Annotated in this window: 22 protein-coding genes; 11 read left to right on the plus strand and 11 right to left on the minus strand. The window is 72.9% G+C overall.

Annotated elements, in window-relative coordinates:
* The first annotated feature begins 7 nt into the window (after positions 1–7).
* Complete coding sequence (locus ACQEUU_RS22500) at positions 8–1189, plus strand: macrolide family glycosyltransferase (protein ID WP_433068836.1); 1182 nt, start codon at positions 8–10, stop codon at positions 1187–1189.
* Here the strand turns inward: ACQEUU_RS22500 and ACQEUU_RS22505 are convergent.
* The 3 genes from ACQEUU_RS22505 to ACQEUU_RS22515 form a co-directional block, all read right to left on the minus strand.
* The gene (locus ACQEUU_RS22505) at positions 1179–2459 is read right to left on the minus strand and encodes an activator-dependent family glycosyltransferase (protein ID WP_433068839.1); all 1281 of its coding nucleotides are present in this window, start codon (positions 2457–2459) and stop codon (positions 1179–1181) included. The genes ACQEUU_RS22500 and ACQEUU_RS22505 overlap by 11 nt on opposite strands.
* A gap of 11 nt (positions 2460–2470) precedes the next feature.
* Positions 2471–3697, minus strand: coding sequence for a methyltransferase domain-containing protein (locus ACQEUU_RS22510; protein ID WP_433068842.1), 1227 nt, complete (start codon positions 3695–3697; stop codon positions 2471–2473).
* A gap of 122 nt (positions 3698–3819) precedes the next feature.
* On the minus strand, positions 3820–4527 hold the full coding sequence (locus ACQEUU_RS22515; RefSeq protein WP_433068844.1) for a class I SAM-dependent methyltransferase: 708 nt from the start codon (positions 4525–4527) through the stop codon (positions 3820–3822).
* A 142-nt stretch (positions 4528–4669) separates the two neighbouring features.
* On the opposite strand from ACQEUU_RS22515, the gene rfbB reads away from it, so the two are divergent.
* Positions 4670–5674 (plus strand): dTDP-glucose 4,6-dehydratase, encoded by a 1005-nt coding sequence (gene rfbB, locus ACQEUU_RS22520; RefSeq protein WP_433068846.1) that lies wholly within the window; start codon positions 4670–4672, stop codon positions 5672–5674.
* Between the two features lie 16 nt (positions 5675–5690).
* On the opposite strand, the gene ACQEUU_RS22525 is transcribed toward rfbB, so the two are convergent.
* Complete coding sequence (locus ACQEUU_RS22525; RefSeq protein WP_433068849.1) at positions 5691–8594, minus strand: AAA family ATPase; 2904 nt, start codon at positions 8592–8594, stop codon at positions 5691–5693.
* Positions 8595–8821: 227 nt separating this feature from the next.
* On the opposite strand from ACQEUU_RS22525, the gene ACQEUU_RS22530 reads away from it, so the two are divergent.
* Entirely contained in the window at positions 8822–9364 is a 543-nt protein-coding gene (locus tag ACQEUU_RS22530) for a hypothetical protein (RefSeq protein WP_433068851.1), read from the plus strand.
* A gap of 21 nt (positions 9365–9385) precedes the next feature.
* Entirely contained in the window at positions 9386–9688 is a 303-nt protein-coding gene (locus ACQEUU_RS22535; protein ID WP_433068854.1) for a hypothetical protein, read from the plus strand.
* A gap of 113 nt (positions 9689–9801) precedes the next feature.
* Here ACQEUU_RS22535 and ACQEUU_RS22540 read toward each other — a convergent pair whose 3' ends face one another.
* The gene (locus ACQEUU_RS22540) at positions 9802–11064 is read right to left on the minus strand and encodes an activator-dependent family glycosyltransferase (RefSeq protein ID WP_433068856.1); all 1263 of its coding nucleotides are present in this window, start codon (positions 11062–11064) and stop codon (positions 9802–9804) included.
* A gap of 113 nt (positions 11065–11177) precedes the next feature.
* Between ACQEUU_RS22540 and ACQEUU_RS22545 the strand changes: the two genes are divergently transcribed.
* The 7 genes from ACQEUU_RS22545 to ACQEUU_RS22575 all read left to right on the plus strand — a co-directional run bounded on the left by ACQEUU_RS22545 (position 11178) and on the right by ACQEUU_RS22575 (position 18914).
* On the plus strand, positions 11178–12488 hold the full coding sequence (locus ACQEUU_RS22545) for an activator-dependent family glycosyltransferase (RefSeq protein ID WP_433068859.1): 1311 nt from the start codon (positions 11178–11180) through the stop codon (positions 12486–12488).
* Positions 12488–13753, plus strand: a complete 1266-nt coding sequence (locus ACQEUU_RS22550; RefSeq protein WP_433068862.1) for an activator-dependent family glycosyltransferase — start codon at positions 12488–12490, stop codon at positions 13751–13753. Before ACQEUU_RS22545 ends, ACQEUU_RS22550 begins: the two co-directional genes overlap by 1 nt.
* Before the next feature lie 104 nt (positions 13754–13857).
* Positions 13858–14772, plus strand: coding sequence for an ABC transporter ATP-binding protein (locus tag ACQEUU_RS22555; protein ID WP_433068864.1), 915 nt, complete (start codon positions 13858–13860; stop codon positions 14770–14772).
* Positions 14769–15587: an ABC transporter permease subunit gene (locus tag ACQEUU_RS22560; RefSeq protein WP_433068867.1), complete on the plus strand. Its 819-nt coding sequence runs from the start codon at positions 14769–14771 to the stop codon at positions 15585–15587. Before ACQEUU_RS22555 ends, ACQEUU_RS22560 begins: the two co-directional genes overlap by 4 nt.
* Positions 15588–15606: 19 nt before the next feature.
* Positions 15607–16386 carry an ABC transporter ATP-binding protein gene (locus ACQEUU_RS22565; RefSeq protein WP_433068869.1) on the plus strand — a complete coding sequence of 260 codons (780 nt, stop codon included), beginning with the start codon at positions 15607–15609 and terminating at the stop codon, positions 16384–16386.
* A complete protein-coding gene (locus tag ACQEUU_RS22570; protein WP_433068872.1) occupies positions 16371–17933 on the plus strand; it encodes a hypothetical protein in 1563 nt (520 codons plus the stop codon). The genes ACQEUU_RS22565 and ACQEUU_RS22570 overlap by 16 nt, the downstream gene beginning before the upstream one ends.
* 36 nt (positions 17934–17969) lie before the next feature.
* Positions 17970–18914 carry a hypothetical protein gene (locus ACQEUU_RS22575; protein WP_433068875.1) on the plus strand — a complete coding sequence of 315 codons (945 nt, stop codon included), beginning with the start codon at positions 17970–17972 and terminating at the stop codon, positions 18912–18914.
* A 16-nt stretch (positions 18915–18930) separates the two neighbouring features.
* Here ACQEUU_RS22575 and ACQEUU_RS22580 read toward each other — a convergent pair whose 3' ends face one another.
* The 6 genes from ACQEUU_RS22580 to ACQEUU_RS22605 form a co-directional block, all read right to left on the minus strand.
* Positions 18931–19722, minus strand: a complete 792-nt coding sequence (locus ACQEUU_RS22580) for an AfsR/SARP family transcriptional regulator (RefSeq protein WP_433068878.1) — start codon at positions 19720–19722, stop codon at positions 18931–18933.
* A 124-nt stretch (positions 19723–19846) separates the two neighbouring features.
* Entirely contained in the window at positions 19847–21316 is a 1470-nt protein-coding gene (locus tag ACQEUU_RS22585; protein WP_433068881.1) for a cation:proton antiporter, read from the minus strand.
* A gap of 30 nt (positions 21317–21346) precedes the next feature.
* The gene (locus tag ACQEUU_RS22590) at positions 21347–21895 is read right to left on the minus strand and encodes an LmbU family transcriptional regulator (protein ID WP_433071936.1); all 549 of its coding nucleotides are present in this window, start codon (positions 21893–21895) and stop codon (positions 21347–21349) included.
* Between the two features lie 298 nt (positions 21896–22193).
* Positions 22194–23432 (minus strand): activator-dependent family glycosyltransferase, encoded by a 1239-nt coding sequence (locus ACQEUU_RS22595; RefSeq protein ID WP_433068884.1) that lies wholly within the window; start codon positions 23430–23432, stop codon positions 22194–22196.
* 13 nt (positions 23433–23445) lie between these two features.
* Entirely contained in the window at positions 23446–24897 is a 1452-nt protein-coding gene (locus tag ACQEUU_RS22600) for an NDP-hexose 2,3-dehydratase family protein (protein ID WP_433068886.1), read from the minus strand.
* Positions 24894–26006 (minus strand): DegT/DnrJ/EryC1/StrS family aminotransferase, encoded by a 1113-nt coding sequence (locus ACQEUU_RS22605; protein WP_433068889.1) that lies wholly within the window; start codon positions 26004–26006, stop codon positions 24894–24896. The genes ACQEUU_RS22600 and ACQEUU_RS22605 overlap by 4 nt, the downstream gene beginning before the upstream one ends.
* Between the last annotated feature and the right edge of the window lie 15 nt (positions 26007–26021).

Consider the following 26021-nt stretch of genomic DNA (forward strand, 5'->3'; position numbering starts at 1 on the left):
GCTCCCCATGGCGCACATCGCAGTGTTCAACCCGCCCGCCGCCGGCCACGTCAATCCCTGTCACGGTGTCGTCAAGGAACTCGTGCGCCGCGGTCACCGGGTGAGCTACCCCGGCACGACCACGTACGCGGAGCAGATCAAGGAGACCGGCGCCGACTACGTCGAGTACCTGTCGACGTGGCAGGTCTCCGGCCCGAAGAAGCTGCCGAACCTGCGCGGCAGGCAGTTCGTCACCATGCTCTCGCTGCTCGTGACCGAGACGAAGGCCGTCTACCCGGTCCTCCTGGACCGGTTCGCCGGCGACGAGCCCGACCTGGTGCTGGTCGACGGCGCCATGGCGTGGTGGGGGCGGGCGCTCGGCCTGAGGTGGGACGTGCCGATCGTGGAGCTGTGGCCGGTGTTCGCCAGCAACGACAAGTGGGCGATGAACCAGAAGTACACCCGGTTCAGCCCGGTCAACCCCCGCTTCCTGCTCAGCATCGCGCGGCTGGCGTCCTGGCTCAAACAGCAGGGGATCGAGGTGGATCTGCGTGACTTCACCTACGGGTCGTGCGCGCGGATGCGGCTCGTCATGATCCCGAAGTTCTTCCACTACGCCGGGGACACGTTCGACGACAGCTACCACTTCGTCGGGCCCTGCTACGACAACCACGCGCGGGAGGGCGGGTGGGTCCGGCCCGCCTCGGCGTCCAAGGTCGTCCTGCTCACGCTGGGCACCATCTATCAGAGCGAGTCGGTGTTCCGCACCTGCCTGGAGGCGCTGGACGACCCCTCCTGGCACGTGGTGGTGGCCGGCGCGAAGCCGGGGGCGGTGCCCGTGCCCACGCCGCGCAACGTCGAGGTGCACACCTTCCTGCCCCGGCTGGGCGACGTGCTCGCGCACGCCGACCTGCTCGTCTCGCACGGCGGCATGGGCACCACGCTGGAGGCGCTGCGGCACGAGGTGCCCTCGATCGCGCTGCCGCAGATGGCCGAGCAGGAGGCGAACTCGGACCGGATCGCCGAGCTGGGGCTGGGGGTCAAGCTGGCGCCCGCGGAGGTGACGCCGGCGCGGCTGCGGGAGACCGCGCGGGCGGTCATGGCCGACGCGGGCATCCGGGACGAGCTGCGCAGGCGCGGCGCGGAGACCCGCGGCTGCGGCGGCTCACCGGCCGCCGCCGACGCCGTGGAGAGCCTGCTCACGCGCTGACGGCGCGGTGGCGCTCCACCTGCTCCTCCAGCTCCGCCACGACCGCGTTCGGGCTCGGCATGGCCACCATCTCGGCCCGCACCCGCGCGCTCGCCCCGGCGAAGCCCGGCTCGGCCAGCAGGCGGCGGACGGCGTCGCGCACCAGTTCGCCGGTGGCCTCCTCGCTGGGCAGGTCGAGCCCCGCGCCGGCGGCCGTCACCCGGCGCCCGATCACCGGCTCGCAGAACGTCGGCCTGGCCACGACGAGCTGCGGCACCGCGTGCGCCAGCGTGTTGAGCACCGTGGCCGACCCGCCGTGGTCCACCACCGCGGCGCACGTCGGCAGCAGCTGGTGCAGCGGCGCGAACGGCACCACCCGCACGTTGCCCGGCACGGTCACGAGCCGCTCCCCCGCCGCCGGGGACACCAGGGCGACGACCTCCACGTCCAGCGCGGAGACCGCCTCCACCACCTCGGCCATGGACACCGCGTAGCCGCCGGACCGCTCGGCCGCCGACAGCCCCAGGCACAGGCACACCCGGGGCCGCTCCGGCGGCTCCCGCAGCCAGGCGGGCAGCACGCTCCTGCCGTTGTGGGGCACGTACCGCATCGGCACCCGCGTCAGCGGCGGGCCGCCGGGCAGCCGCAGCGACGGGGGCACGTAGTCGATGGTGAACTGGCCGGTCACCAGCTCCTCGGTGAACTCCACGCCGTGCGCGGCGGCCCGCCGGGACAGCCAGCCCGCCAGCGCGTCGTCGGCGGGGCCGCCCCCCGCCTCGTCCCGGCGGCGCAGGAAGACGGCCCGTACCCGGGCCAGCACGTCCACTCCCCACATGTGGCGGGCGTGCGCGGCGCCGGCCGCGCGCGCCGCGATCGGGGCCGCGTACGTGGTCGGGTCCCAGATGACCAGGTCGGGCCGCCAGTGCAGGCAGAAGGCGGTGAGGTCGGCGACCATGGGGTCGTTGAGCACCCGCCACCACCAGGGCACCACCCGCCGGTAGCCGTCCTTCAGCTCCTCCCAGCCGAACTCCTCGTCCGGCCGGTCGGCCCGGCCGAACAGGGGCAGCCGGTCGGCCAGCGGGTCGAAGGCGGAGAAGGTGTTCAGCACCCGCCAGAAGCTGTGCTCCCTGCCGACCGGCACGGCGGGCAGGCCGGCCGCGGCGATCACCGGGGCCAGCTCGGGCTGGCTGGCGACCCTGACGTCGTGGCCGGCCGTGACCAGCGCCCACGCCAGGGGGACCATGCCGAGGAAGTGACTGCGCTCGGCGTGCGTGACGATCAGGACCCTCATCCGGGACTCCCTCAGAGAACGCGCACCTCGGGGACGTACAGGATCCACTTGCCGCCGGCCTCGCGGAACGCCCGCTCCTTGGCCATGATCTCGTCGGCGTGGTTCCAGGCGAACAGCAGGGCGTAGTCGGGGTACGGGGCGGCGAACGCCTCCGGCGGCCGCACCGGCAGGTGGGCGCCGGGCGTGAGCCTGCCCTGCTTGGTGGGCGAGGTGTCGCAGACGAACTCGACCAGGTCCGGGCCGATCCCGCAGTAGTTGGTCACCGTGGCGCTCTTGGCGGTGGCGCCGTACCCGACCACCCGCTTGCCCTGCTCGCGGAGCCCGCGCAGCAGGCCGGTCAGCTCGTCGCGGATCCGCTCCACCCCGGCGGCGAGGCGCAGCAGCGTCTCCGGCTCGGCGAGTCCCGTCTCGCGTTCGCGTTCGAGCAGCCGGTCCACGGCGGGCGAGGGGGTCCTGGCGCCCGCGCGGGTGAGCGTGTAGCGGATCTCGCCGCCGTGCGTGGGCAGCGGCTCCACGTCGACCAGCTCGAACCCGAAACGGTGCGCCATCCGCCGCACCGACAGGGCGGTGAAGTAGTAGAAGTGCTCGTCGTAGATCTGGTCGAAGGAGACCCGCTCGACGATGTCGCCGAGGTACGGGTCCTCGAACACGAACACGCCGCCGTCGGTGAGCAGCGCGGACACGCCGCGGAACACCGACTCGACGTACGGGATGTGGCAGAACGTGTTGGCCATGTAGATCACGTCCGCGCGGCCATGGTCGCGCAGGATGTCGAGGGCCGTGGCCTCCTCGAAGAACACCTTGCGCACCTGGACGCCCTTGGCGGCGGCCAGGTCGGCGGTGCCGCCGGACGGCTCGACGCCGAGGTGGCGCACTCCCGCCTTGGCGATGGACTCCAGCATGACGCCGTCGTTGCAGCCGACCTCGACGATGAACGGGTCGGGGCCGGTCAGCTCGGTCGACAGGAAACGCTCCGCGACGCCCTCGAAGTGCGCCCGCATGACCGTCGAGCCGGACGACAGGTACGGGTAGTCCTGGTGGAACATGCGCTCGCGCGGGACCTCCTCCAGGAGCTGCACCATCGTGCACGTCTCGCACCTGCCGACGGCGAGCCGGTAGAAGAACTCCGCACGCGGATCGTCCGGCTCGCGGAACGCGTCGGACAGCGGCTGACGGCCGAAATCGAAGAACTCGCGCACGCTTCCCGCGCACATCCGGCAGACTCCGGGATGCGACATGACGATGACTCCTTTTCCTGTCGCGCGGGCGGCCGGGGGCGCGACCGCCGGGAAATCAGGGCGAAAATCACCGGCCCGGCCGATGACGGGTCCCGCGCCGGGCGCGGGCGTTTCCGGCGTTCTCAGCCGGGCGATCCGACGAGCAGCCGGCTGTTTCCGCCGGCGCCCGTCACGCGCTCGCAGCCGAGTCCCGCCGCCGCGAAAGCCGCGGTGTACTCGGCGTCGCTGAACAACGTCAGCGAGAACGTCTCACTGGCGTGCCTGACCCCTGTCTCGGAATCGGCCACGAGGCAGTGCACCTCGGTGTGCACCCGGCGGCCCTCGCGGACGGAGTGGGACACCCGGGCCACCGTGCGCGGCCCGTCGACCAGGTCGCCGGCCACGTGCCCGGCGGCGTAGCCGTCAGGCTGCCACCAGGGCTCCACCACCAGGACGCCGCCCGGCGCCAGATGCCCGGCCAGGCAGCCGATCGCGGCCTCCAGCTCGCTCTGGCAGGCCATGTGGGAGATGGCGAACAGGCAGGTGACGGCGTCGAACGCGCGGCCCAGCGAGAAGCCGCGCAGGTCGCCCGCGCTGATCGTCACTCCCGGCAGCCGGCGCGCGGCGACCCTGCGCATGTCCGGGGACAGCTCCACGCCCTCGACGTGCGCGAACCTCTCGGCGAAGTGCCGCAGATGCGCGCCGGTCCCGCAGGGGGCGTCGAGCAGAGTGGCGGCGCCGGGGTTGCGCTCGCGGATCACCTCGGCCACCCGCGCGGCCTCGGCCGCGTAATCCCGGCCGCGCGCCTGATAAATGTCGTCGTACGTTTCCGCCAGCTCGCGGATATACATCTTTCGGCGCCACCACCCTTTCTCGGCCGGCCGCCGCGGGAGCGAACCGGGAACGCCGTTGTATAGGGGTTGCCGGTCTTCCGTCAAATCATCTTATCCTGCTGTCCCAGAGCAGGCCACGGTAATCACAAGGTGAGCTTTCATGCGTATTCTGGTGACCGGTGCCGCCGGATTCATCGGTTCGAATTTCGTCCGCCGGACTTTAGCCGGCGCATATCCATGGCTGGACGATCCGCACTTCGTGGTCCTCGACAAGCTGACGTACGCGGGCACCAGGGAGAGCCTGGCCGCGGCGGCCGAGGGCCGGGAGTCCCGGGTGACGTTCGTGTACGGCGACGTGTGCGACATGGGGCTGCTGCTCGACCTCATGTCCGACGTCTCGCTCGTGGTGCACTGCGCCGCCGAGACCCACGTGGACCGCTCGATCGCCAACTGCGCCGACTTCGTGCGGACCAACGTGCTGGGCACCCACGCGCTGCTGGAGGCGGCTCTGAGGTGCGGCACGGAGAAGGTCGTGCTGGTCTCGACCGACGAGGTGTACGGGAGCATCGGCGCCGGATCGTGGGACGAGGACTCGCCGCTGCTGCCGAACTCGCCGTACGCCGCGTCCAAGGCGGCCGGCGACGTCCTGGCGCGCGGCTACCACCGCACGCACGGCCTTCCCGTCGTGACCACGCGCTGCTCCAACAACTACGGGCCGTTCCAGTTCCCCGAGAAGCTCATCCCGCTGTTCGTGACGAACCTGCTCAGCGGGGAGAAGGTGCCGCTGTACGGGGACGGGATGTGCGTGCGGGAGTGGGTGCACGTCGACGACCACTGCCTCGGCGTCGCGCTGGCGGCCGCCAAGGGCCGGCCGGGCGAGGTGTACAACATCGGCAGCGGCACCGAGCTGACCAACCGCGAGGTCACCGACCGGCTCCTGCGGCTGCTGGGGGCCGACTGGTCGATGGTGGAGCACGTCGAGGACCGCAAGGGGCACGACCGGCGGTACTCGGTGGACCACTCCAAGATCGCCGCCGAGCTGGGGTACCGGCCGGAGATCCCCTTCTCGGAGGGCCTGGCGGACACGGTGCGCTGGTACACCGAGAACCGGAGCTGGTGGGAGGGCCTGAAGAAGGAGCGGCTCCGGCAGGGCCACGCCGGCTGACCCCGTACCGCCCCGGCTACGCCCGGGGGGCGGGCCGCGCGCAGGCGGCGGTGTGGCGGCGGTACGTGGCGGAGGGAAGCCGCCCGGCCAGCCCCGCCCGCCCCGGCACCTGGAGTTTCCGGTACGCGCGGGTGAGGTGCTGCTCGACCGTGCTCACCGTGATGCGCAGCTCGTCGGCGATCTCCCTGTTCATGTAGCCGACGGCGGCGAGCGAGGCCACCCGGTACTCGGCGTCGCTCAGCCCGGCCCGCGCGCCGTCGGCGCCGGCGCGCCCGCGGGCGGCCGCCGCACCGTCCCGGCTGCTGGCCCGGCTGCTGGCCCGGCTGCCGGCCCGGCTGCCGGCCCGGCCCGGCTCCAGGCGGGCCACCAGCGGGGCCGCGCCGCACGCCTCGGCCAGGGACAGGGCCCCGTCGCGGAACATCTGCGCCCGTGACGGCTCGCCCAGCGCGCGGTGCGTCTCGCTCAGGTCGGCCAGCGCCAGCGCCAGCTCGTACCGGTCGCCGGTGTCCTGCAGCAGGGCGACGGACTCGCGCAGCAGCGCCGGCCGGTGCTGCGGCCTGCTCAGCGCGGCCTGCGCCCGCAAGGTCGCGCCGCGCGCCCACACCTCGTCGGCGGCCGGGCCGGCGAGCTGCGCCCTGACCAGCTCCCAGGCCCGCCGCTGGTCGCCGAGCGCCCGCGCGGCGGCGGCGGCGCCGAGCCGCCACTGGGGATAGGTCGGCAGATCCACGCCCCACCGGGTGGCCAGCTCGCCGCAGCGCAGGAAATCCCGCAGCGCGGCGCGCTCGCGGCCGGTGGCCAGGAAGTGGTGTCCGCGCGCGTCCAGCACCTGCAGGCCGAAACGGGACTGGAAGATGCTGTCGGGCAGGGGCCTGCGCACCTCGGCCGCGGCGGTGTCGTGCGCGCCCATCCGGGTGGCGGCGAGCACCAGGCCGGACAGCGGCGTGCCGACGGTCACGCCCCAGCTCTGCCGCGGCATCCCGGCAAGGGCCGCGGTGGCGCTGCGCAGCGCGGCGGGCAGGTCGCCCTGCCGGATGGCGATCTCCGAGCGCACGGCCTGGAGGACCGCCCGCCAGGAAGGGGCGCGACGCTCTCCGGCCTCCTCGATCGCGCTGTCGCACCAGAAGGCGGCCCGCGCGGTGTCGGCGTACAGGAGCGCCACCAGCGCCGACTGGATCGCCTGCAGGGAGTCGTCGCCGAGCCGGGTGCTCTGCAGGTACTGCTCGGCGGCGTGCGCCGCCTCCTTGCCGGGCCTGCGGGTCAGCACCGCGAACATGGCGGCCACCGCCCGCGCCTTGCCCGGGCCCTGCGCGACGGGGAGCGGGCCGTGCGCGTCCCTGCCGGTGGCGAACGGCGGGAAGAAGCAGGCGAGCCAGTGGTCGGTGATCCGCCGCTCGACCTGCTCCGCCGAGTCGCCGCCTGCGTCCACGCCCAGCCAGGGCAGCACGCTCAGCGCGTGGTCGTAGTGCCCCTGCCAGAAGAGCTGCCTGATGACGGTGTGCGCGTCGGCGGGGCGCAGGTGGCCGCGGTGCAGGGCGGTGATCAGGGCCGGCGTGTGCCGTTCGACGGCGCCCGGGTTGGTGCGCCACTCGGCGTGCACCAGGCTCATGGTGATGTCGGCGCGGCGGCGGCCGTCGGCGCACTCGCGGGCGGCCAGCCGCAGGCAGTCGAGCGCCGGGCCGGGGTCGTCGCCGAGCAGCGCCTGCTCGGCGGCCTCGACCAGGACGTCGACGCCCCACCGGCCGCCCGTCGTGCCGGCCGCTACCAGGTGCTCGGCGACGACGGCCTTGGCCGCGCCGCGCGCGTACAACGACGCGGCGGCCTCGGCCCGCAGCCGGGCGCGGTCCTCCGGGTCCAGGTCGGCGAGCACGGCCTGACGTGCCGCCGGATGGCGGAACCGGCCGGCCCGCAGCACGCCGGTGGCGTTGAGCACGTCGAGACAGTGGTCGGCCGAGGCGGGGTCGACGCCGGCGAGCTGGTGGACGAGTTCCTGGATCTCGGACGCGGGCCCGGGCCCACCGCCGGGCCCACCGCCGGACGCGCCGCCGGTCGCGCCGCCGGGGACGTCGAGAGCCGCGACCGCGCGCGCGACCCGCAGCCCGGCCGGCTCGCCCCGGTGCAGGCAGGTGAGGACCGCCATCCGGTACGCCTCGCCCGGCGGGGTCTGCCCGCGCCTGGCGTCCTCGATCAGGGCCGTCACCAGGAGCGGGTTGCCGCCGCTCAGCTCGTGCAGCACGGGAGTGAGCCGCTCGGCGTCCGGGAGGGGCAGCTGCGCCGCGGCGACCGCGGCCACCAGGTCGCCGGTGAGCGGGGCCAGGCGCAGCCGGTGGCAGTGGTGCTGGCGCAGCAGGTCGAGGTCGGTCACGGGGTGGATGCGGCGGGGGTGGTCCCACTCGGTGAACACGAGCTGGATGCGGGCGCCGCTCAGCCGGCGCACGAAGTACAGCAGGTAGCGCAGGGAGGCCTCGTCGGCGTGCTGCGCGTCGTCGACGCCGATCAGCAGCGGCCGGTCCTGCGATCTCGCGTAGAGGGTGAGCCAGAGCTCGCGCATGATCCGGGCCTGCTCGACGGCGTCGCCGGGGGTCTCGGAGCGCACGGCGGCCATGGCGCGGTCGAGCAGCCGCCGCACGGGCGCGGCCGGATCGTCGTCCCCGGACCCCCCGGAAGTCACCGAGATCCCGGAGACGCCGGTGAAGAGCTGGCCCAGCACGCCCAGCGGCAGGGCCTGCTCCGCGGGTGACGCGGAGGCGGTCAGCACCGCGATCCCGCGGGCGGCGGCGCGGGCGGCGAACTCGTGCAGGAGCGCCGTCTTCCCGCATCCGACGATGCCCCTGATCGTGACCGCGTTGCCCGCTCCGCGGACGGCCTCGTCGAGTAACTCGTGCAGCCGCGTCAACTCTTCCGTACGCCCCGCCAAAGCCAACGACGTCTCCCTGGGATATCGCTTCAGCCGATGCCCGGAAATGATACGCAGCGCTTCCGCGCGGCGCTCTTCATGCCGTTCCTGTCTCGCTGGCGAGACAGCGGACCGGGGCGTCGTCGCGGCTCGGCCGGGCTCGATGTTCGTCCTGACGGCGGCGGCTGTACGGGCGCGCGGCCTTCTGCTCTGATGAGTCGGAGTATCGCAGGACGTCGTTTCCGGGAGTGGACATGCCGACCTCACCTGTTTCCAGCCGAAGAATCGAACTCACCGAGATGCGCCCGGCCCCGGACGCGGCCGGGATACGCGTGGCCGCGTCCCGCGTCGCGGCGGACGGCGACGACGTGGCGGTTTTCCTGGGAACGTTGCCGGCCGCGGCCGGCGATATTCTCACGCGATTCACGGTGCGCCGCCCGGATATCGGCGCCGACGTCGGCCTGGCGTGCCTGAGCGGGGCGGACCCGGCGGCCGCCATTCAGGCGAATCTGCTGCTGGACGCCGGGGCGACACCGCACGGAATGGGCCTGGAAACGACCATGCTGCTGCTGGACCACGCGTTCGCCTCGTGGCCCGCGCGGCTGGTCAGATTTCCCGTCGCGGCGGCCCGGGCGAAGAACTTCAGCCTGCCCGCGATAATCAGCGAGGAGGCCGCTCCGCCTGATCGACAGGAATTGCCGTGCGAGTTTAAGGTCTTCAGCATCCACCGGGCGCCGTGGGAGAAATTCGGCACCAAGCTGCTCACCCGGCTCCGGCGCGGTCCGTTCGATCAGTGAATTCCTGGAGAGGAGACCGTCGTGGCGCCCGATGTCGACCGAGACGAGCTGGTGACCCAGATCAAGGTCCAGGCGATGACCATCATGATGTTCACGGCGAGCGAGCCCGAGGCCGAGCTGCCGGAGCCGTCCGGGATGCGGGACCTCGACTCGTTCTCCGTCGTCCAGCTCATCCTCTCGCTGGAGGAGATCTACGACGTGCAGCTGCTGGAGGAGATGCCGTCGTTCACCGGTGAGACCTTCGAGGAGCTCGCGGACATGGTGGCCGGCTTCATCCGGGCCAAGGAGAACACCGGGGAGAGCCTCGCCCAGGCGGACACGTAAGCCGGACGACGCGTAAGCCGGACCACGTAAGCCGGACCACGTAAGCCGGACCACGTAAGCCGGACCACGTAAGCCGGACCACGTAAGCCGGACCACGTAAGCCGGGGGCGCGGTCAGGACCGGTGCTCCGCCACCCGGCGGGCCAGCTCCGCCGCCACCTCGGTGGGGGCGGGCATGGCCCGCATCTCGGCGCCGATCCGCGCGGCGGCATCCCGGAAGCCCGGCTCGCCGAGCAGCCGGCCGAGCCCGTCGCGGACCGCCTGCGGGGTCGCCTCGTCCGGGCGCAGGGCCAGCCCGGCGCCCAGCCCGGTCAGCCGCTCGCCCCACAGGGGCTCGTCGAAGTAGTGGTCGGTGACGAGCAGCTGCGGCACCCCGTACAGCAGTCCCGTGCAGACCGTGCTGGCGCCGCCGTGGTTGATGAGGGCGGCGCAGGTGGGCGCGAGGGCGTGCAGTGGGACGAACCCGGTCATGCGCACGTTGCCCGGCACGGCGCCGAGCGCCGCTCGCTCCGGCTCCGGGAGGGGGAGCACGACCTCCACGTCCACCTCGGCCAGCGCCTCCAGCAGGCGCGGGATCGGCACCGCGTAGCCGCCGGTGCGCTCGGAGGCGGTGGTCCCGAGGGTCAGGCAGACGCGGGGGCGCTCGGGCTCGCGGCGCAGCCAGCCGGGGAGCACCGCCCGGCCGTTGTAGTCCACGAACCGCATCGCCAGGCGCTCCTGCTCCGGGTAGGAGCCGGGCCGCACCGACGGCGGCATCGCGTCGATCGTGAAGCGGCCGAGCGTCAGGGCCTCGGAGAACTCCACGCCGCGGGCCGCCGCCCGCGCGCCGAGCCAGCGGGCCAGCGGGTCCTCGGCCGACCGGGACGGGTCCTCGGCGACCAGGCGCAGCCAGCGCGCGCGCAGCCGGGCGGTGAGGTCGAGCGCGAACGGCACCCGGGCGTGCAGGGCGCCGCAGGCCTCGGCGGCGAGGGCGCCGGCGTAGGTGAGCGGCTCCCACAGCACCAGGTCCGGCCGCCACCACTGGCAGAACTCGGTCAGCTCGGCGATCATGGGCTCGTTGATCGGCTTCCACCAGAGCGGGACCAGCGTCTCGGCGTAACCCTTGCGGAGCCGGTCCCAGTCCAGCTCCTCCGGATCGGCCGCCAGGTCGAAGGCGGGGCCGGCGGCTCCGAGCCGCCTGGCCGAGCCGAGGATCGCGGTGAGCAGGTGGTCCCTGCCGACGGGGACGGCGGTCAGCCCGGTCTCGGCCACGACTCCGGTCAGCGCGGGCTGGCTGGCGACCCGTACCTCATGACCCGCCGCGCGCAGCGCCCAGGCGAGCGGCACCATTCCTATGAAATGCGTCCGCTCCGCGAAAGTGGCAATGAGGATTCGCACGGTCAACCCCTTTCCGCAGCCGTCACGAGTGAGGCTAATAGCAGGCGACTATCTCACGCCATAATGTGCTGATAGGGGTTCGATGAAGGGGTGCGTCCTATCCGGACAGAGTTATGCTGGCATCCCTGTACGTCTCGTGGAAAGGGCGTGGAGTGCGGGTTCTCATTGCGACCTACTCGGAGAAGACGCATTTTCTGGGAATGGTCCCGATGGCTTGGGCGTTATCGACCGCCGGGCACGAGGTCCGGGTCGCCACGCAGCCCGAGTCCGCCGCGTTCTTCGCGGGCACAGGGCTGACCACCGTCTCGGTCGGCAGGGACCACTCCCTCTACCGGCGCCACCAGCTCGCCAGGCTCCTCGGCCAGGAGGAGGCCGACGGCTTCCTCGACATCGGCGACCGGTGGCCGCCGGAGCACACGTGGGAGCAGCTGCGGTGGGGGTTCCGCGAGGTCGTCTCCTGGTGGTGGAAGGTGATCAACGAGCCCATGATCGGCGAGCTGACCGACTTCTGCCGGTGGTGGCGGCCCGACCTGGTGATCTGGGAGCCGGGCACGTTCGCCGCCGCCATCGCCGCCGACGCGTGCGGCGCCGTCCACGGCCGGCTGCTGTGGAGCCTGGACATCTTCGCCCAGATGCGCCACCGCTACCTCACGCTGATGCGCGTGCAGCCGCCCGACGAGCGCGAGGACGTGCTCATGCAGTGGCTCGGCGCACGCGCCGCCGCCCACGGCGGGACGTTCCGCGAGGAGATGGTGACCGGCCACTTCACCATCGACCATCTGCCGCCCTCGCTGCGCCTGGGGCCGCCCCTCGACCAGCGCTGCCTCTCCCTGCGCTACATCCCCTACAACGGCCGCGCGGTGCTGCCCGGCTGGCTGCGCGAGCCGCCGGCCCGGCCGCGGGTGTGCCTGAGCCTCGGCACCTCGGCCACCGAACGGCTGGGGGGCTACGCGGTGCCGGTGGCCGAGCTGCTGGAGGCGCTGGAGGACCTGGACGTCGAGGTGACCGCCACGATCCCGGAGCCGGAGCAGGCCAAGCTCGGCCGGGTGCCCGGCAACGCGCGCCTGGTCGGCTTCGTCCCGCTGCACGCCCTGGCCGCCACCTCCACCGCCATGATCAACCATGGCGGGCCGGGCACCGTCTGCACCGGCCTCGCCTACGGCGTGCCGCAGCTCGTGCTGCCCGTCGACCATCTGGACGCGCCGCTGCTGGCCAAGGCCCTGGCCGGGCAGGGGGCGGGGCTGTCGATCCCCAGCGGCCAGGTGACGCCTTCCGCGGTACGGGACGCGCTCGCCCGCCTGCTGGCCGAGTCGTCGTTCGAGGAGAACGCCATGCGCCTGCGCGAGGAGATGCTCGCCATGCGCACGCCGAACGAGCTGGCCGTCGACCTGGAAGAGCTCGTGGCGGGACAGCGGGGCCGCTGATGCGCGTCCTGATCGTGACCCACGCGGAGAAGACGCACTTCCTCGGCATGACGCCGCTGGCCTGGGCGCTGCGCACGGCCGGGCACGAGGTGCGGGTGGCGAGCCAGCCCGCCCTGGCGGACGTCGTCACGGCGGCGGGGCTGGACGCCGTCCCGGTCGGCGCCGACCACAGCCACTGGCGGCTGATGCGCTCCTACGACCTGTTCGGCCGGCTCACCAGCCCGCAGCCGCCGTTCGGCAGGGCCGCCGACCCCCTGGCCGACGTCGGCTGGGAGTACGTGCGCGACGGCTACCGCAGGGTGGTGCCCTGGTGGTGGCGGCTGATCAACGATCCGATGGTGGACGACCTGGTCGCCTTCTGCCGCGCCTGGCGGCCGCGGCTGGTCATCTGGGGCGCCATCAGCTACGCGGGCGCCCTGGCCGCCCGGGCCTGCGGCGCGGCGCACGCCCGCATGCCGTGGGGCGCCGACATCTTCGGGCGGATGCGGGCGCACGCCCTGCGCCTCATCGCCGGGCGGCCCCCGGCCGAGCGCGAGGACCCGCTCGCCGCGTGGCTGGGCGCCCGCGCGAGGGCGTACGGGATGGAGTTCCGTGAGGAGCTGACGAGCGGGCAGTTCACGATCGACTGCATCCCGCCCTCCATGCAGGTCGAGGTCGATCCCCCGCTGGAGCGGGTGCGGCTGCGCTACGTGCCCTACAACGGCCGCGCCGTCGTCCCGGACTGGCTGCGCCGGCCGCCGGAGCGCCCGCGTGTCTGCCTGAGCTGGGGGGTCTCGAGCCACGAACGGCACGGCACGTTCGCGGTGCCGGCCGGGGACGTCCTGGACGCGCTGGCCGATCTCGACGTGGAGGTGGTGGTGCTGGGCCCGCGCGACCCCGCCGACGCGCGGCCGCTGCCCGCCAACGCGCAGGCGCGCGCGTTCGCCCCTCTCGGCGTGCTGTTGCCAACCTGTGCGGCGGTGATCAATCATGGGGGCTGGGGAACGGTCAACACCGCCGCTTACCACGGCGTCCCTCAACTGGTCGTGCCGAGCTGGTTCGACACGCCGCTCACCGCCAGACGGCTCGCGGGCGGCGGCGGGTCGCTGACGCTGCCCGCCCACGAGGCGGAGCCCGGCGTCATCCGGGAAACGGTGCGGCGTCTGGTCGAGGAGCCGGATTTCCGTCGCGCGGCGGGCCGGCTCCGTGATGAGATGCGCACCATGCCGTCGCCTAATGAGGCGGGCGCGGCGATAATCGGGCGCGCCCTCGCGTCAGGTCCTTGACAACGGATTTGACAACGGCCGAGGAAAGATCGCGCACGGCGCGCATTCGTCGGATACGTTCGGCATCATAGACACTGCGTACTTCCCCGTGCGAAAGGCCGCGCATGATAGAAGTCTCCGGGCTCACCAAAACCTACGGGCCGACGCGCGCCGTGAACGATTTATCGTTCGAAGTCCGGCCGGGAGTGGTGACCGGCTTTCTCGGACCTAACGGCGCGGGCAAGACCACCACCATGCGGCTGATTCTCGGGCTGGACCGCCCGACCTCCGGCGCCGCCACCATCGGCGGCAAGCCCTACCGCCGGCTCGGCGCCCCGCTGCACACGGTCGGCAGCATGCTCGACGCCAAGGCCGTCCACCCTGGCCGCACCGCCTACAACCACCTGCTCTCCCTGGCCCTCGGCAACGGCATCCCCCGCCGCCGGGTGGACGAGGTGATCGAGCAGGTCGGGCTGGGCGGCGTGGCGCGCAGGCGGACGGGCGGCTTCTCCCTGGGCATGAGCCAGCGGCTGGGCATCGCGGGCGCGCTCCTCGGAGATCCGGAGGTGCTGCTGTTCGACGAGCCGGTCAACGGGCTCGACCCGGAGGGCATCCACTGGGTGCGCTCGCTGATGAAGGACCTCGCGGCGCGGGGCCGCACCGTGTTCGTCTCCAGCCACCTGCTCAGCGAGATGAGCCAGACCGCGGAGCGGCTCATCGTCATCGGCCGCGGCGAGCTGATCGCCGACACCACGACGGAGGAGTTCATCGAGCGGGCCTCCACCGGGTACGTGCGCGTGCGCGGGCCGGAGCCCGCCCGCGTCAAGGAGGTCCTGGAGGCGGCCGGCGCCACCGTCGCCGAGTCCGGCCAGGCCCTCCACGTCACCGGCATGACCGTCGAGCGGATCAGCGATCTGGCCGCCGAGCACGGGCTGCGCCTGCACGAGGTGGCGCCCCAGCACGCCTCTCTGGAGGAGGCGTTCCTGACGTTGACCAGGCAGAGCGTCGAGTACCGCGCCAGGAGCGAAGGAGACCGATGACCGTGCCCGCCACCGACGACAAGGTCCGGCGTGATGTGACCACGCCCCTCCGGCTCTCCGGGGTGGTGCGCGCCGAATGGGTGAAGATCCGTTCCGTCCGCTCGACGTACGCCCTGCTCATCGCGGCCGTCGTGGTCAGCGTCGCGCTGAGCGGGCTGATCGCCTGGGCCACGATGTCGACCTGGGAGGACCGGGCGGAGGGCTTCGAGCCGGTCTCCGGTTCGCTGATCGGGCTGTTCTTCGGCCAGATCGCCATCATGGTGTTCAGCATCCTGGTGATCAGCGCCGAATACACCACCGGCTCGATCCGCGGCACCCTGATCGCGGTGCCGGACCGCACCCGGCTGCTGCTCGCCAAGGTGATCATCACGGCCGCGCTCGCCCTGGCCGCCGGGCTGGTCATGAGCTTCGGCTCGTTCTTCGTCGGCCAGGCCGTCTACGCCACCCGCGGCGTGGAGACCACGATCGGCGCCGATGGGGTGCTCGTGGCACTGCTGCGGGGAGGGCTGCTCATCTGCATGACCGGCGTCATCGCCCTCGGCGTGGGCTTCCTGGCGCGGCAGAGCTCCGCCGCGATCGGCGTCACGTTCGGCATCTACTTCCTGCCGATCCTGTTCAGCGGGTTCCTGCCGGAGTGGTTCCAGAAGAACGTCATCAAGTACATGCCCAACACCAGCAGCGCCGTCATGCTCTATCCCGACCCGGCCGTGCCGGACGTCGGGGTCACCCCGATGTCGGGGTTCCTGACCCTGAGCGCGTGGGCACTGGCGATGCTCATCCCCGCCGCGCTCCTGTTCAACCGCCGAGACTCCTGACGCCAGAAAGGGCGCTCCCGTGCCAGACCCCGCCCCCCGACCGGACACGCCCGCGCTCGAGGTCCTCGGCCTGCGCAAGGTCTTCGCCGAGACCGTCGCGGCCGACGACGTCTTCCTCACGGTGCCGAGCGGCTCGCTCTTCGGCCTCGTCGGCCCGAACGGCGCCGGCAAGACCACCACGCTGTCCATGGCCGTGGGGCTGCTGCGGCCCGACGGCGGCTCGGCCCGGGTGTTCGGCCACGACGTGTGGACCGACCCGGTCAAGGCCAAGTCCCTGCTGGGCGTGCTGCCCGACGGCCTGCACCTGCCCCTGCGGCTCAGCGGCAGGGAGGTGCTCCACTACCTCGGCCCGATGTGGGGGCTGGACCGCGAGACCGTCGCCCAGCGCACCGAGGAGCTGCTGACGGTGCTGGAGCTCGACGACGCGGGGCGCACGCTGGTGGTCGACTACTCGACGGGCATGCGCAAGAAGCTCGCCCTCGCCACGGCGATGCTGCACGCGCCCAAGCTGCTGGTGCTGGACGAGCCGTTCGAGTCGGTCGACCCGGTCGCGGCCCACACGATCCGGGTGATCCTGCGCCGCTTCACCGCCGGCGGCGGCTCGGTCATCCTGTCCAGCCACGTGATGCCGCTGGTGGAGTCGATGTGCGACCACGTCGCGGTGATCGCCTCCGGACGGGTGGTGGCCTCGGGCCCCCTGGAGGAGGTACGCGGCGCGCAGAGCCTCGACGAGGCGTTCGTCGAGCTGGTCGGCGGGCGCACCAGCGGCGAGGAGGGGCTGGCGTGGCTGGTGTCCTGATCCGGATGAAGCTCGCCCTCATCAGGAACCAGATGACCGGGCTGCGCGGCTTCCGCATGCTCCTCGGCGCGCTGCTCGGGGTGCTGGGCCTGCTGGCCACCGTGCGGCTGGCCACCACCTGGCCGGACCAGCCGCAGCTGGCCGCGCTGGCGTTCGCGATCTGGACGGCGGGCTGGCTGGTGGCCCCGTTCTTCGGCGGCGGGACCGACGAGACGCTGCGGCCCGAGTACTTCAGGATGGCGCCGGTGCCCGCGCGGCGGCTGGCCGCTGCGCTGCTGGCCGGTTCGGCGGTGAGCATCCCGGCGCTGGTCACGCTGCTCGCCTTCGCCACGCTGGTGCCGATGGCGGGCGCGTACGGGCCCGTCGCGGTCGCGGTGGCGGTGCCGGCCGCGCTGGCGCACGCGTTCATGGCGCTGCTGCTGGCCCGGGTGGTGATCGACGGCCTCGGCGCGGTCCTGCGCTCACGCCTGGGCATGGACATCCTGGTGATGGTCGTCAGCGTGCTCGTGGCGGGCGGCATCGTCGCCGCCCTGGCGCTGGCACGGCCGCTCTGGGATCTGGTGACCATGCTCGCCCGCGGCGAGATGCCCGAGGTGCCGGTGTCGTGGCTGCTCGGCCTGCCGTCCGGCTGGGGCGTGGCGGCCGTGCGCGCCGCGGGCGACGGCGACTGGGCGCTGGCGCTGCCGGCCCTGGCGGGGCTGGTCGCGCTCGACGCCGTGCTGCTGGCCGCGTGGACGGCCCTGCTGCGCAGGCGGCTGATCGCGGTCGCGCCCGCCCGGCGGGCGCGCCGCACCGGGCCAGGCGACCGGGCCGCCCGCCCGCTCGCGGCCACCCCGGCGGGCGCCTCGTCGGTGCGGGCGATCCGGACCTGGCTGCGCGACTACGAGATGCGCATCATCGTGGTGGTCACCGTGGCGGCCGGGATCGGCTACGGGCTCGTGGGCGGCTTCCTGTGGCCGTACTTCATGCCGCTGGCCGGGGTGCTGGCCCTGTCGGTGGCGTGCAGCGAGGCGGCCAACCTCTTCGGGTTCGACGGCAGCGCCTACTGGCTGACGCTCACCACGCCCGGCACGGAGCGCGCCGAGGTGCGCGGCCGGCAGCTCGGCTGGATGGCGGTCTTCGCGCCGATCGGCGTGGCCGTCTCCGCCGTGGTCATCCCCGCCACCGGTCCGGACGCCGAGATCGCCATCCCGTACGCGGTGGCGCTGCTGCCCGCCATGATCGGCATCGGCTCGGGGCTCGTGGTCCTGTTCTCGGTCATCGCGCCCTACCCCGTCGGGCTGGACAACCCCGTGCCGGGCACCGGCAAGTCACTCGCCCCGCCGGTCCGGCGGCTGATGCTGCTCGCCCAGACGGCCTGCCTGGCGCCCACGGCGGGCGTGGTGGCGCTCGGCATGACGCTCGACTCGCCGGTGATCCAGTGGGGAGCGGGCATCGTGGCGGGCGTCGGCACCGGATGGCTGGGGGCGTGGCTGCTCGGGAAGATCGCGTACGAGCGGCTGACGGAGCGCGGGCCGGAGATGCTGCTGCGGCTCAAACCCGTCTGACCCCGACCGGACCAACGCCCGGAGCTAGGAGGGAACATGGGCACCGACCCCGTGGACGAGGACATCCGCCGGCACGCCGAGCGGGCGCACCGGAACGAGCGGCTCGCCCGGCGGCGGCAGGCGCTGACCACCGAGATCGACGAGGCCGAGGCCCGGCTCGCCGGTCTGGAGGACGAGCGCGAGGCCGCGCGCTCGGACGTGGCCCGGCTGGAGGGCACCTCGTTCGCCGCGTTCCTGGCCACGCTGACCGGCGGCAAGGAGGAGAAGCTGGCGCGCGAGCGGCTGGCCGCCGAGGCGGCCGGACGGCAGGCCGAGTCGGCGCGCAGCCGGCTGGAATGGCTGCGCGCCGACCTGGACGCGCTGACGGCCGAGCTGGACGAGCTCGCCTCGGCCCCCGCCGACCTGGCCGCGGCGCTGGACCGCAAGGAGCGGCTGCTGCGCGAGAGCGGCGATCCCCGGGTGATGGCCGAGCTCGTCCCGCTCACCGACGACCTGGCCGGCGCCGGCGCCGAATTGCGCGAGACCGAGGAGGCGCTGGCGGAGGGGCGCAGGAGCCTGGAGGCGCTGGAGGCGGTCACGGCCGCTCTGGGCCGGGCCCGCGGCGCCTCCACCTTCGACCTCATCAGCCAGAACACCGTCGCCGGGTTCATCAAGCACGGGGAGCTGGGCAAGGCCGACGAGGCCGCCTGGCGGGCCCAGCGCGCCCTCGACGCCTTCGCCCGCGAGCTGGCCGACCTCGGCATCACCGCGAACCCGCGGCTGCCGGACGTCGAGGCGCCCTTCGCCGAGGTGTTCTTCAACCACATGGCGATCGACGCCCGCCGGCACCGCCGCGTCATGGAGACGCGCAAGGCGGTCGACTCCGTGGTGGAGTGGACGCGCGGCATGATGGAGGAGCTGCGCGGCCGTCACGAGACGCTGCGCCGGCGCCACGGGGAACTCCAGGACCGCCGCCACCGCCTGCTGAGCCCAGGCGGGTGAGGGTCGCCGCCGTGGGTCAGCGCAGGGCGGGGACCACGGAGGCTGGCAGGGGGCCGAGCTCGCCCTGCAGGATCTGCATGTGGTAGCGCTGCAACTCCTCGCCGGGCTCGAGGCCGAGCTCGCCGACCAGCCGCTGCCGCAGGTCGCGGAACTCCGCCAGCGCCTCCGCCGAGCGGCCGGTGCGGTGGTGGGCGATCATGAGCAGCAGCCGGATCCGTTCGCGCAGGGGGTACTTCACGGCCAGGGCGGCGAGCTCCCCGATGGCCTCGGCGGGCCGGCCGAGGCCGATGAGGAGGCCGAGCCGGTCCTCCACGGCGGTGAAGTGGATTTCGACGAGGCGCGCCCGCTCCGCCTCGACGTAGGGGCCCACCGCGTCGGCGAGCGGCGTCGGCCCCTGCCACAGGTCCATGGCGCCGTCGTACCACTCCAGCGCTCCGCGCAGATCACCGGCGTCCATGCGCGCCCTGGCCTGGCACACGGCCCGGATGAACGCCAGCGCGTCCACCTTGCAGGGCTCCAGCGCGAGCCGGTAGCCGGAGCTGCTCAGCATGAGGAACCGGGACGGCGCCCTGCGCGGGCGCTGCGGCTCCAGCAGCTGACGCAGCCGCGCGACGTAGGTGTAGATGCTGCTCTCCACGGTGGGAGGGGTCGTGAGACCCCAGAGCGCCTCGATGAGGTACTGCTTGCTCACCACCCGATCGGCGTTCATGGCCAGAACCGCGAACAGGCTTCGCTGCAGTGGCGATCCCAACTCGATGTCGAAATCGGAAATCGAAACGCGAATCGGACCTAACGCTCGCACTCGCACCTGGACCGTCCTGACTGCTCAACGTTCAGCGTGCACGCGATGACACCTGCAAGTAAGAATATATGCCACAAGTCACAAAATGCCGGGGCGCCCCAACGCGGGCCTTTCGCAATTCGGCATCGAGTCACCCCCTGGCCCGGGAGGTCTCCCCTTCCGGCGCCGCGGGCGGCACGTCGCGCGGCGCAGGGTGCGCGACGGGGTGCGCGACGGGGTGACGCCGGGTGAGCAGGGTGTACGCCGGGCCGGTCAGCCCGGTGGTCACCAGGGCCATCACCACGAGGGCCGCGTACAGCGCGGGGCTGAGGATCCCGGCGGCGAAGCCCGCCTGAAGGACCACCAGCTCCGTCAGGCCCCGGGTGTTGAGCAGGACACCGAGCAGCAGGCTGTCGTGGCGCGAGGCGCCGCCCATCCTCGCGCCGGCGTAGCCGCCGCCGACCTTGCCCGCGATGCCGAGGGCCACGCAGAGGGCGATCAGCGTCCAGCCGGCCGAGCCGAGCCCGGCGGCGAACACGGCGATGCCCGCCACCACGAAGTAGACCGGAACCAGCCTGTGGCCGACCCGAGCGACCGTCCCGACGGTCTGTGACCATGCTCCGATCTTTACAGGAATCGCCAACCCGATGAACACCGCGCCGAAGATGTCAGCGAATCCGAAGGTGTCCATGACGCCGGCGGCGGTGAGCGCGGCCACCGCGACGACGACCGAGGCCGCCCGGGGGCGGCGGGTGACGGCCGCGGTGACCCGGGCGGCGGCGAGCAGCCGCCGGGCCAGCGCCGTCACGGCCAGGCCGGCGGCGAGCAGCAGGGCGAACCGGGGCAGGCTGCCCGGCCCGCCGTTCATCAGGCCGACGGCGAGGGCGACCAGCAGCCACGCGCAGGCGTCGACGATCATGGCGACGGTCATGGAGATCTGGCCGATCCCGGTGCCGACCGCCGCCTTGTCGGCCAGGATCCTGGCGAGCACGGGCACCGCGGTGACGGTGAGGGCGGCGAGCAGGAAGACGGCCAGCGGGGCGGCGGGCGCGCCGCCCCGCACCGCCGGGTCCGCCGCGAGCAGGACGTACGCGGCCAGGACGCCGCCGGCGGCGAGCGGCACGACGGTGGCCCCGATGGCGGTCCACGTCACCGTGCGGCCACTCACCCGGACGGCGGCCGAGCGCAGCTCGTGGACCACGGCGACCAGGAAGAGGATCAGCCCGACGTGGCCGACCGCGCGGATGACGGCGAGCACCTGCGGGGGCAGCAGCGCCTGCGCGAGGTCGGGACCGGCGAGCGCCAGCAGCGCCGGGCCGCACACCATGCCGAGGACGATCTCTCCGATGACTTCGGGCTGGCGCAGCAGCCGGGCCAGCCACCGCCCGGCCTGGGCGGCCAGCAGCACCACCGCAAGGATGAGCGCGGCGTGCCCGAGCCAGGCCATCACCGGGACCAGACCGGCGACCGGGGTGAGCGCCTCCGCCGCGGACGCGGGCTGCGCCGCCAGGACGTGGCCTGGCCACGGGAGCGCCGCCTCCGCCGCGTGGGAGGATTCCCACGTGGCGGAGGCGAGGTCCCCTCCGGCCGGCGGCGCGGGACGGGCGTCCGATCGCTGCACGGTCCTCTCCTGTCCTGGCGGGTCACCCGGCTACGGCTGGTCGCCCTCGTCGATGGCCTCCATGGCGGCGCTGTCCAGGGTGGCCACGATCCACGCCTGCAGCTCCAGCTCGGCCGCCTCGGCGGCCTTCTGCCAGCGCTCCTTGCGCTCGGCGACGACGTCCATGCGGACGAGGGAGACGTCCTTGCCCGCGAGCTCGCCGTTGCGGCTGGCCCTGATCCTGCCGCGCAGCTCGTTGCGCGACCAGCCGCCGAGTTCGGCCCGGGTGAGCCAGGTGTCCTGCTCCTCCTGCGGCAGCCCGGCCACCTCCGCGTGGTGCTGGAAGCTGAGCTTGGCCCGGCGCCGGCTCTGCGGGAACTTCCTGGCGATCCAGGCGTAGTTGCGCAGGGTCTGGTAGTCGAGCGAGGTCTCGGTGATGGCCCGCTTGTAGCGGTCGGGATAGTGTGTCTGCCCGTAGATGAGCCAGTCCCCCAGCCACCAGGCCGACGAATCGGCGATCAGGTACATCTGCCGTCCCAGATGCCGCCATTCGGACAGCGGCAGGCCGGGAGGCAGCGACAGGCTGGTGCGCCGCGTTATGGCGCGTCCGTAAGGCGATGGCCGGCCGTTCTGGCCGTTGTGGAGAGTCGGCGTCTGTGCGTCCTGTCCGTCCCCGTTGGCTCGCGTCTCGTTCGTCCCCCGGCGGGTGGCTCCGAGCGGCGCACGGTCTGCCGTGCGCGTCCGGCGATCTACTCCGTCCGGCATCTACACCTCACAGTGTTCTGGCTAGGTGGCTTCCGGGTCCCCCGTTGTGCGGGGTCCACAAGATTTCTCACTCATTGCGGCTTCTGATCTAGACGAGCCCTAAACAAGATCTAGACGCCCTGCGTACGCGCCCTCACCCGCGCAGGACGGCGACGCGCTCCTCCAGCGCCGGGACGACCTGGTTGGGGGCGGGCATGGCGAGCATCTCGGCGCGCAGCCGACCGGCCTCGTGCCGGAACCCCGGCTCCTCGACCAGCGACCGCACGGCCTCGCGCACGCCTCCGGGCGTCATCCGCCTGTCCGCGATCGTCAGGCCCGCGCCGCGCTCGGCCAGCAGCCGGCCGTACAGCGGCGGGTCGAACATGTACGCGTGGGACAGGACGAGCTGCGGCACCCCGTAGTACATCCCGGTGAAGACGGTCCCCGCGCCGCCCCAGCCGATCATCGCCGAGCAGGTGGGCAGCAGCGCGTGCAGCGGGGTGTACCCGACCAGGCGCACGTTGCCGGGGACGGACCGGAGCCTGGCCCGTTCGCCGTCGGCCAGCGTGGCCACCACCTCGACGTCGAGGTCGGCCAGGGCGTCCAGCAGATCGGCCACGTCCACGGAGTAGCGGCCCATCCGCTCCACGGCCGTGGTCCCGAGGCTCAGGCAGACACGCGGCCGCGTCACCGGCTCGCGCAGCCAGGCGGGCACCACGGCCCGGCCGTTGTAGGCCACGAAGCGCATGCCCACGCGGTCGAGGGGCGGGTCCAGCTCCGGCTCCAGGGCGGCGGGAGCGTACCCGATCGTGAATTGTCCGGACGTCATCTCCTCCTCGAAGGGGCATCCGAACGCGCGGGCGCGGGCCGCCAGCCATTCGGCCAGCGGGTCCTCGCGGGGCTGGTGGCTCAGGTAGCGGCGCCGCAGCCAGGTGAGCAGGTCGACGCCCCACAGCATGCGGGCGTGCGCGGCGCCGCACGCCCGCGCCGCGATGGCCGCCGCGTACGTGACCTGCTCCCAGATCACCAGGTCCGGCCGCCAGTGGCGGCAGAACGCCACCAGGTCGGCCATCAGCGGCTCGTTGACCGCGCGCCACCACCACGGCACCACGCGGCGGTACCACTGCCGCAGGTCGTCGAACCCGATCTCCGGGTGGATGACGGGCAGCGCCAGGTCCTCGTCGCTGGTGTGGCCGACGCGCCGGATGACCCGGCCGAAGACGTGGTCGCGGCCCAGCGGGACGGCGGTGAGCCCGGCGCCGGTGACGGCGGGGGCCAGCGCCGGATGGCCGGCGACCCGTACCTCGTGGCCGGCCGTGCGCAGCGCCCAGGCCAGGGGCACCAGGGACAGGAAGTGCGTGCGCTCGGCCTCGCTGGCGATCAGGACGCGCATGCCCGGCGCCCTCTCACCACAGGCTGTGCACGCAGGCAACCAGGCTGCGCGCCTCGATGTTCAGGTAGTGGCCGTGCCCGAGCAGGTCCATGAGCTGCCGGGCGGTCACCCAGCAGTAGTCCCACGGCACGTCGACGGGGAAGTCCTCCCCCACTTCGACGATCTTGTAGCGGGTCTGCGCGTGGTAGAACCGGCCGCCTTCCTCCGACATCAGGGAGTCGAAGCGCACCCCCTCGCCGCCGAGCGCCCGCTCCAGGACGAGCGGGTGGTCGGTATGGGCGCCGAGCGTGTCCAGGCCCGAGACCATGTGCACGCTGGGCGCCATCTCCACCAGGTCCAGCAGCCCCGGCTCGGGCTGCGCGCGCACCAGGAAGTGCAGCACCCCGTCGATGGGCCTGGCCAGGAACACCGCCACCCCGGTCGTCCTGGTGGCCAGCAGCGGCTGGGTCCACCACTTGACCTCGCGGTTGTCCGCGGCGACCCGCACGGCGATGATGCTGAAGCCCTGCAGGGCCTGGTCCACCAGTTCGTCGTCGGTCCTGGACCACCGGGCGATGCTCTTGAGCGGGATCAGCCGGCTCTTCCACTCGCAGCGGCACTTGGCCTCGGTCAGCCAGCTCACGAGCTCTCCCGGCGAGCGCAGCGCCCCGCTGGACGGGTCGGCCGCCCCGTACGAGCGCGCCAGCGCCTCGGAGAACGCGTCGCCGGCCGCCGGCGCGCCCGGCCCGTGGAAGGGCATGCACGACAGGACGGTGCGGGCGTCCATGTTCACGAAGTTGTCGACGGGGAACATCCGCCGGACCTGGCCGAGGGTCACCCAGCAGTAGTCCTCGTGCGGCTCCACGTCCTCCTCGACCTGGATGACGATGTTCCGGTTGCGCTTGCGCCAGAACCACGCCCCCTGCTCCGACTGCAGCACGTCCACGAGCACGCGGTGGCGGTGCGCCTCGCGGAAGTACTGGACGTACGGGGTGTCGTCGCCCTTGTGCACCCGGGTGTAGTTGCTCCGGGTCGCCTGCACGGTCGGCGAGAGCTGCCAGGTGTTGACGTTGCCCGGCTCGAACTTGGCCTGCATGAGGCAGTGCAGGACCCCGTCGAACTCCTTGACGAGGATGCCGAGGATGCCGATCTCCGGCTGGTTGATGATCGGCTGGCAGTGGCGGGAGGAGCCGTCGGTGGACAGCTCGAAGCCCTCGATGCTGAAGAAGCGGCCGCTGTGGTGGCGCAGGTTGCCGGACTCCGGGTCGAAGGCCCACCCTTCCAGCTCGTCGAACGGGATCCGGGTCACCTCGAAGCCGGGCCTGTCCAGCCGGCCCCGCCACCAGCGGTGGAAGGCGTCGGTGGACAGCACCCCGCCGTCCGGCCGCAGGGCCGACAGGGTGAACGCGCCGGCCGGCGGGGCGGCCGGGACCGGGGCGGCGGGGAGCGGGGCGGCGGAGGAAGGGTCGGCGGAGAGAGCGGTCACAGCGCGGCCAGCGTGCTCTTCAGCGCGTCCACGACTCTTTCCTGGTCCGACGGCGACAGCGACGGGTACATCGGCAGCGAGAAGATCTCGTCGGCGAGCCTCTCGGTGACCGGCAGGTCGCCGGTCTTGTAGCCGAGGTGGGCGAAACCCTCCATCGTGTGCACCGGCCAGGGGTAGCTGATGTTCAGGTGGATGTCGTGCCGCTTCATCCCCTCGATGATGCGGTCGCGCTCCGGGTGACGGACGACGTAGACGTAGTAGACGTGCTCGTTGCCTGGCGCGGTGACGGGCAGCACCAGTTCGGTGTCCGCCAGGGCCTCGGTGTAGCGCTCGGCGACGGCCCGGCGGCCGGCGATGTAGGCGTCCAGCCGGGTCAGCTTGCGCCGCAGGATCTCGGCGTGCACCTCGTCCATCCGGGCGTTGTGGGCGGGGGTCTCCTTGACGTAGTAGCGCTCGGCGTCCATGCCGTAGTAGCGGAGCCGGCGCATGCTGTCGGCCACCTCGTCGTCGCCGGTGATGGTGCCGCCGGCGTGCCCGTACGCGCCGAGCACCTTGGTGGGGTAGAAGGAGAAGGCGCCGGCGTGGCCGACGGTGCCGGCCATGCGTCCGGCCTGGCGCGCGCCGTGCGCCTGCGCGCAGTCCTCCAGCAGCGCCAGGTCGTGCTCGGCGGCCAGCCGCTCCAGCGGCTCCAGGTCCACGCACTGCCCGTACAGGTGGACGGGCAGGATGCAGCGGGTGCGTTCGGTGAGCACGGCCGGGACCTGGCCGACGTCCATGAGGTAGGTGCCGGGGTCGATGTCCACGAAGACGGGCACGGCGCCGACCGCGTTGATCGCCAGCACGGTGGGCGCGGCGGTGTTGGACACGGTGACGACCTCGTCGCCGGGTCCCACGCCGAGGGCACGGAGGGCGACCACGATCGCGTTCGTGCCGTTGTCGACCGCCACGCAGTGCGGCACCTGGTGGTAGTCGGCGAAGGCCCGCTCGAACCGTTCCGTGTGCGGCCCCCACACCAGCTGGCCGGAGCTGAACACGGTCTCCACGGCGTCGAGGATGTCCTCGCGCTCGTCGGCGTATTCGTGCAGGTAACCCCAGACGTACATGGTCATGATCTTCCTAAGCCT

It is taken from the genome of Nonomuraea sp. CA-218870, assembly GCF_050936535.1.
Lineage (GTDB): Bacteria > Actinomycetota > Actinomycetes > Streptosporangiales > Streptosporangiaceae > Nonomuraea > Nonomuraea corallina.

Bases quoted from the DNA above. Each gene is read 5' to 3' on its own strand.
- ACQEUU_RS22575 (WP_433068875.1), top strand. From the start codon at position 17,970: ATGGGCACCGACCCCGTGGACGAGGACATCCGCCGGCACGCCGAGCGG.
- ACQEUU_RS22500 (WP_433068836.1), top strand. From the start codon at position 8: ATGGCGCACATCGCAGTGTTCAACCCGCCCGCCGCCGGCCACGTCAAT.
- ACQEUU_RS22550 (WP_433068862.1), top strand. From the start codon at position 12,488: ATGCGCGTCCTGATCGTGACCCACGCGGAGAAGACGCACTTCCTCGGC.
- rfbB (WP_433068846.1), top strand. From the start codon at position 4,670: ATGCGTATTCTGGTGACCGGTGCCGCCGGATTCATCGGTTCGAATTTC.
- ACQEUU_RS22510 (WP_433068842.1), bottom strand. From the start codon at position 3,697: ATGTCGCATCCCGGAGTCTGCCGGATGTGCGCGGGAAGCGTGCGCGAG.
- ACQEUU_RS22545 (WP_433068859.1), top strand. From the start codon at position 11,178: ATGCTGGCATCCCTGTACGTCTCGTGGAAAGGGCGTGGAGTGCGGGTT.
- ACQEUU_RS22560 (WP_433068867.1), top strand. From the start codon at position 14,769: ATGACCGTGCCCGCCACCGACGACAAGGTCCGGCGTGATGTGACCACG.
- ACQEUU_RS22605 (WP_433068889.1), bottom strand. From the start codon at position 26,006: ATGACCATGTACGTCTGGGGTTACCTGCACGAATACGCCGACGAGCGC.
- ACQEUU_RS22530 (WP_433068851.1), top strand. From the start codon at position 8,822: ATGCCGACCTCACCTGTTTCCAGCCGAAGAATCGAACTCACCGAGATG.
- ACQEUU_RS22505 (WP_433068839.1), bottom strand. From the start codon at position 2,459: ATGAGGGTCCTGATCGTCACGCACGCCGAGCGCAGTCACTTCCTCGGC.
- ACQEUU_RS22555 (WP_433068864.1), top strand. From the start codon at position 13,858: ATGATAGAAGTCTCCGGGCTCACCAAAACCTACGGGCCGACGCGCGCC.
- ACQEUU_RS22515 (WP_433068844.1), bottom strand. From the start codon at position 4,527: ATGTATATCCGCGAGCTGGCGGAAACGTACGACGACATTTATCAGGCG.
- ACQEUU_RS22595 (WP_433068884.1), bottom strand. From the start codon at position 23,432: ATGCGCGTCCTGATCGCCAGCGAGGCCGAGCGCACGCACTTCCTGTCC.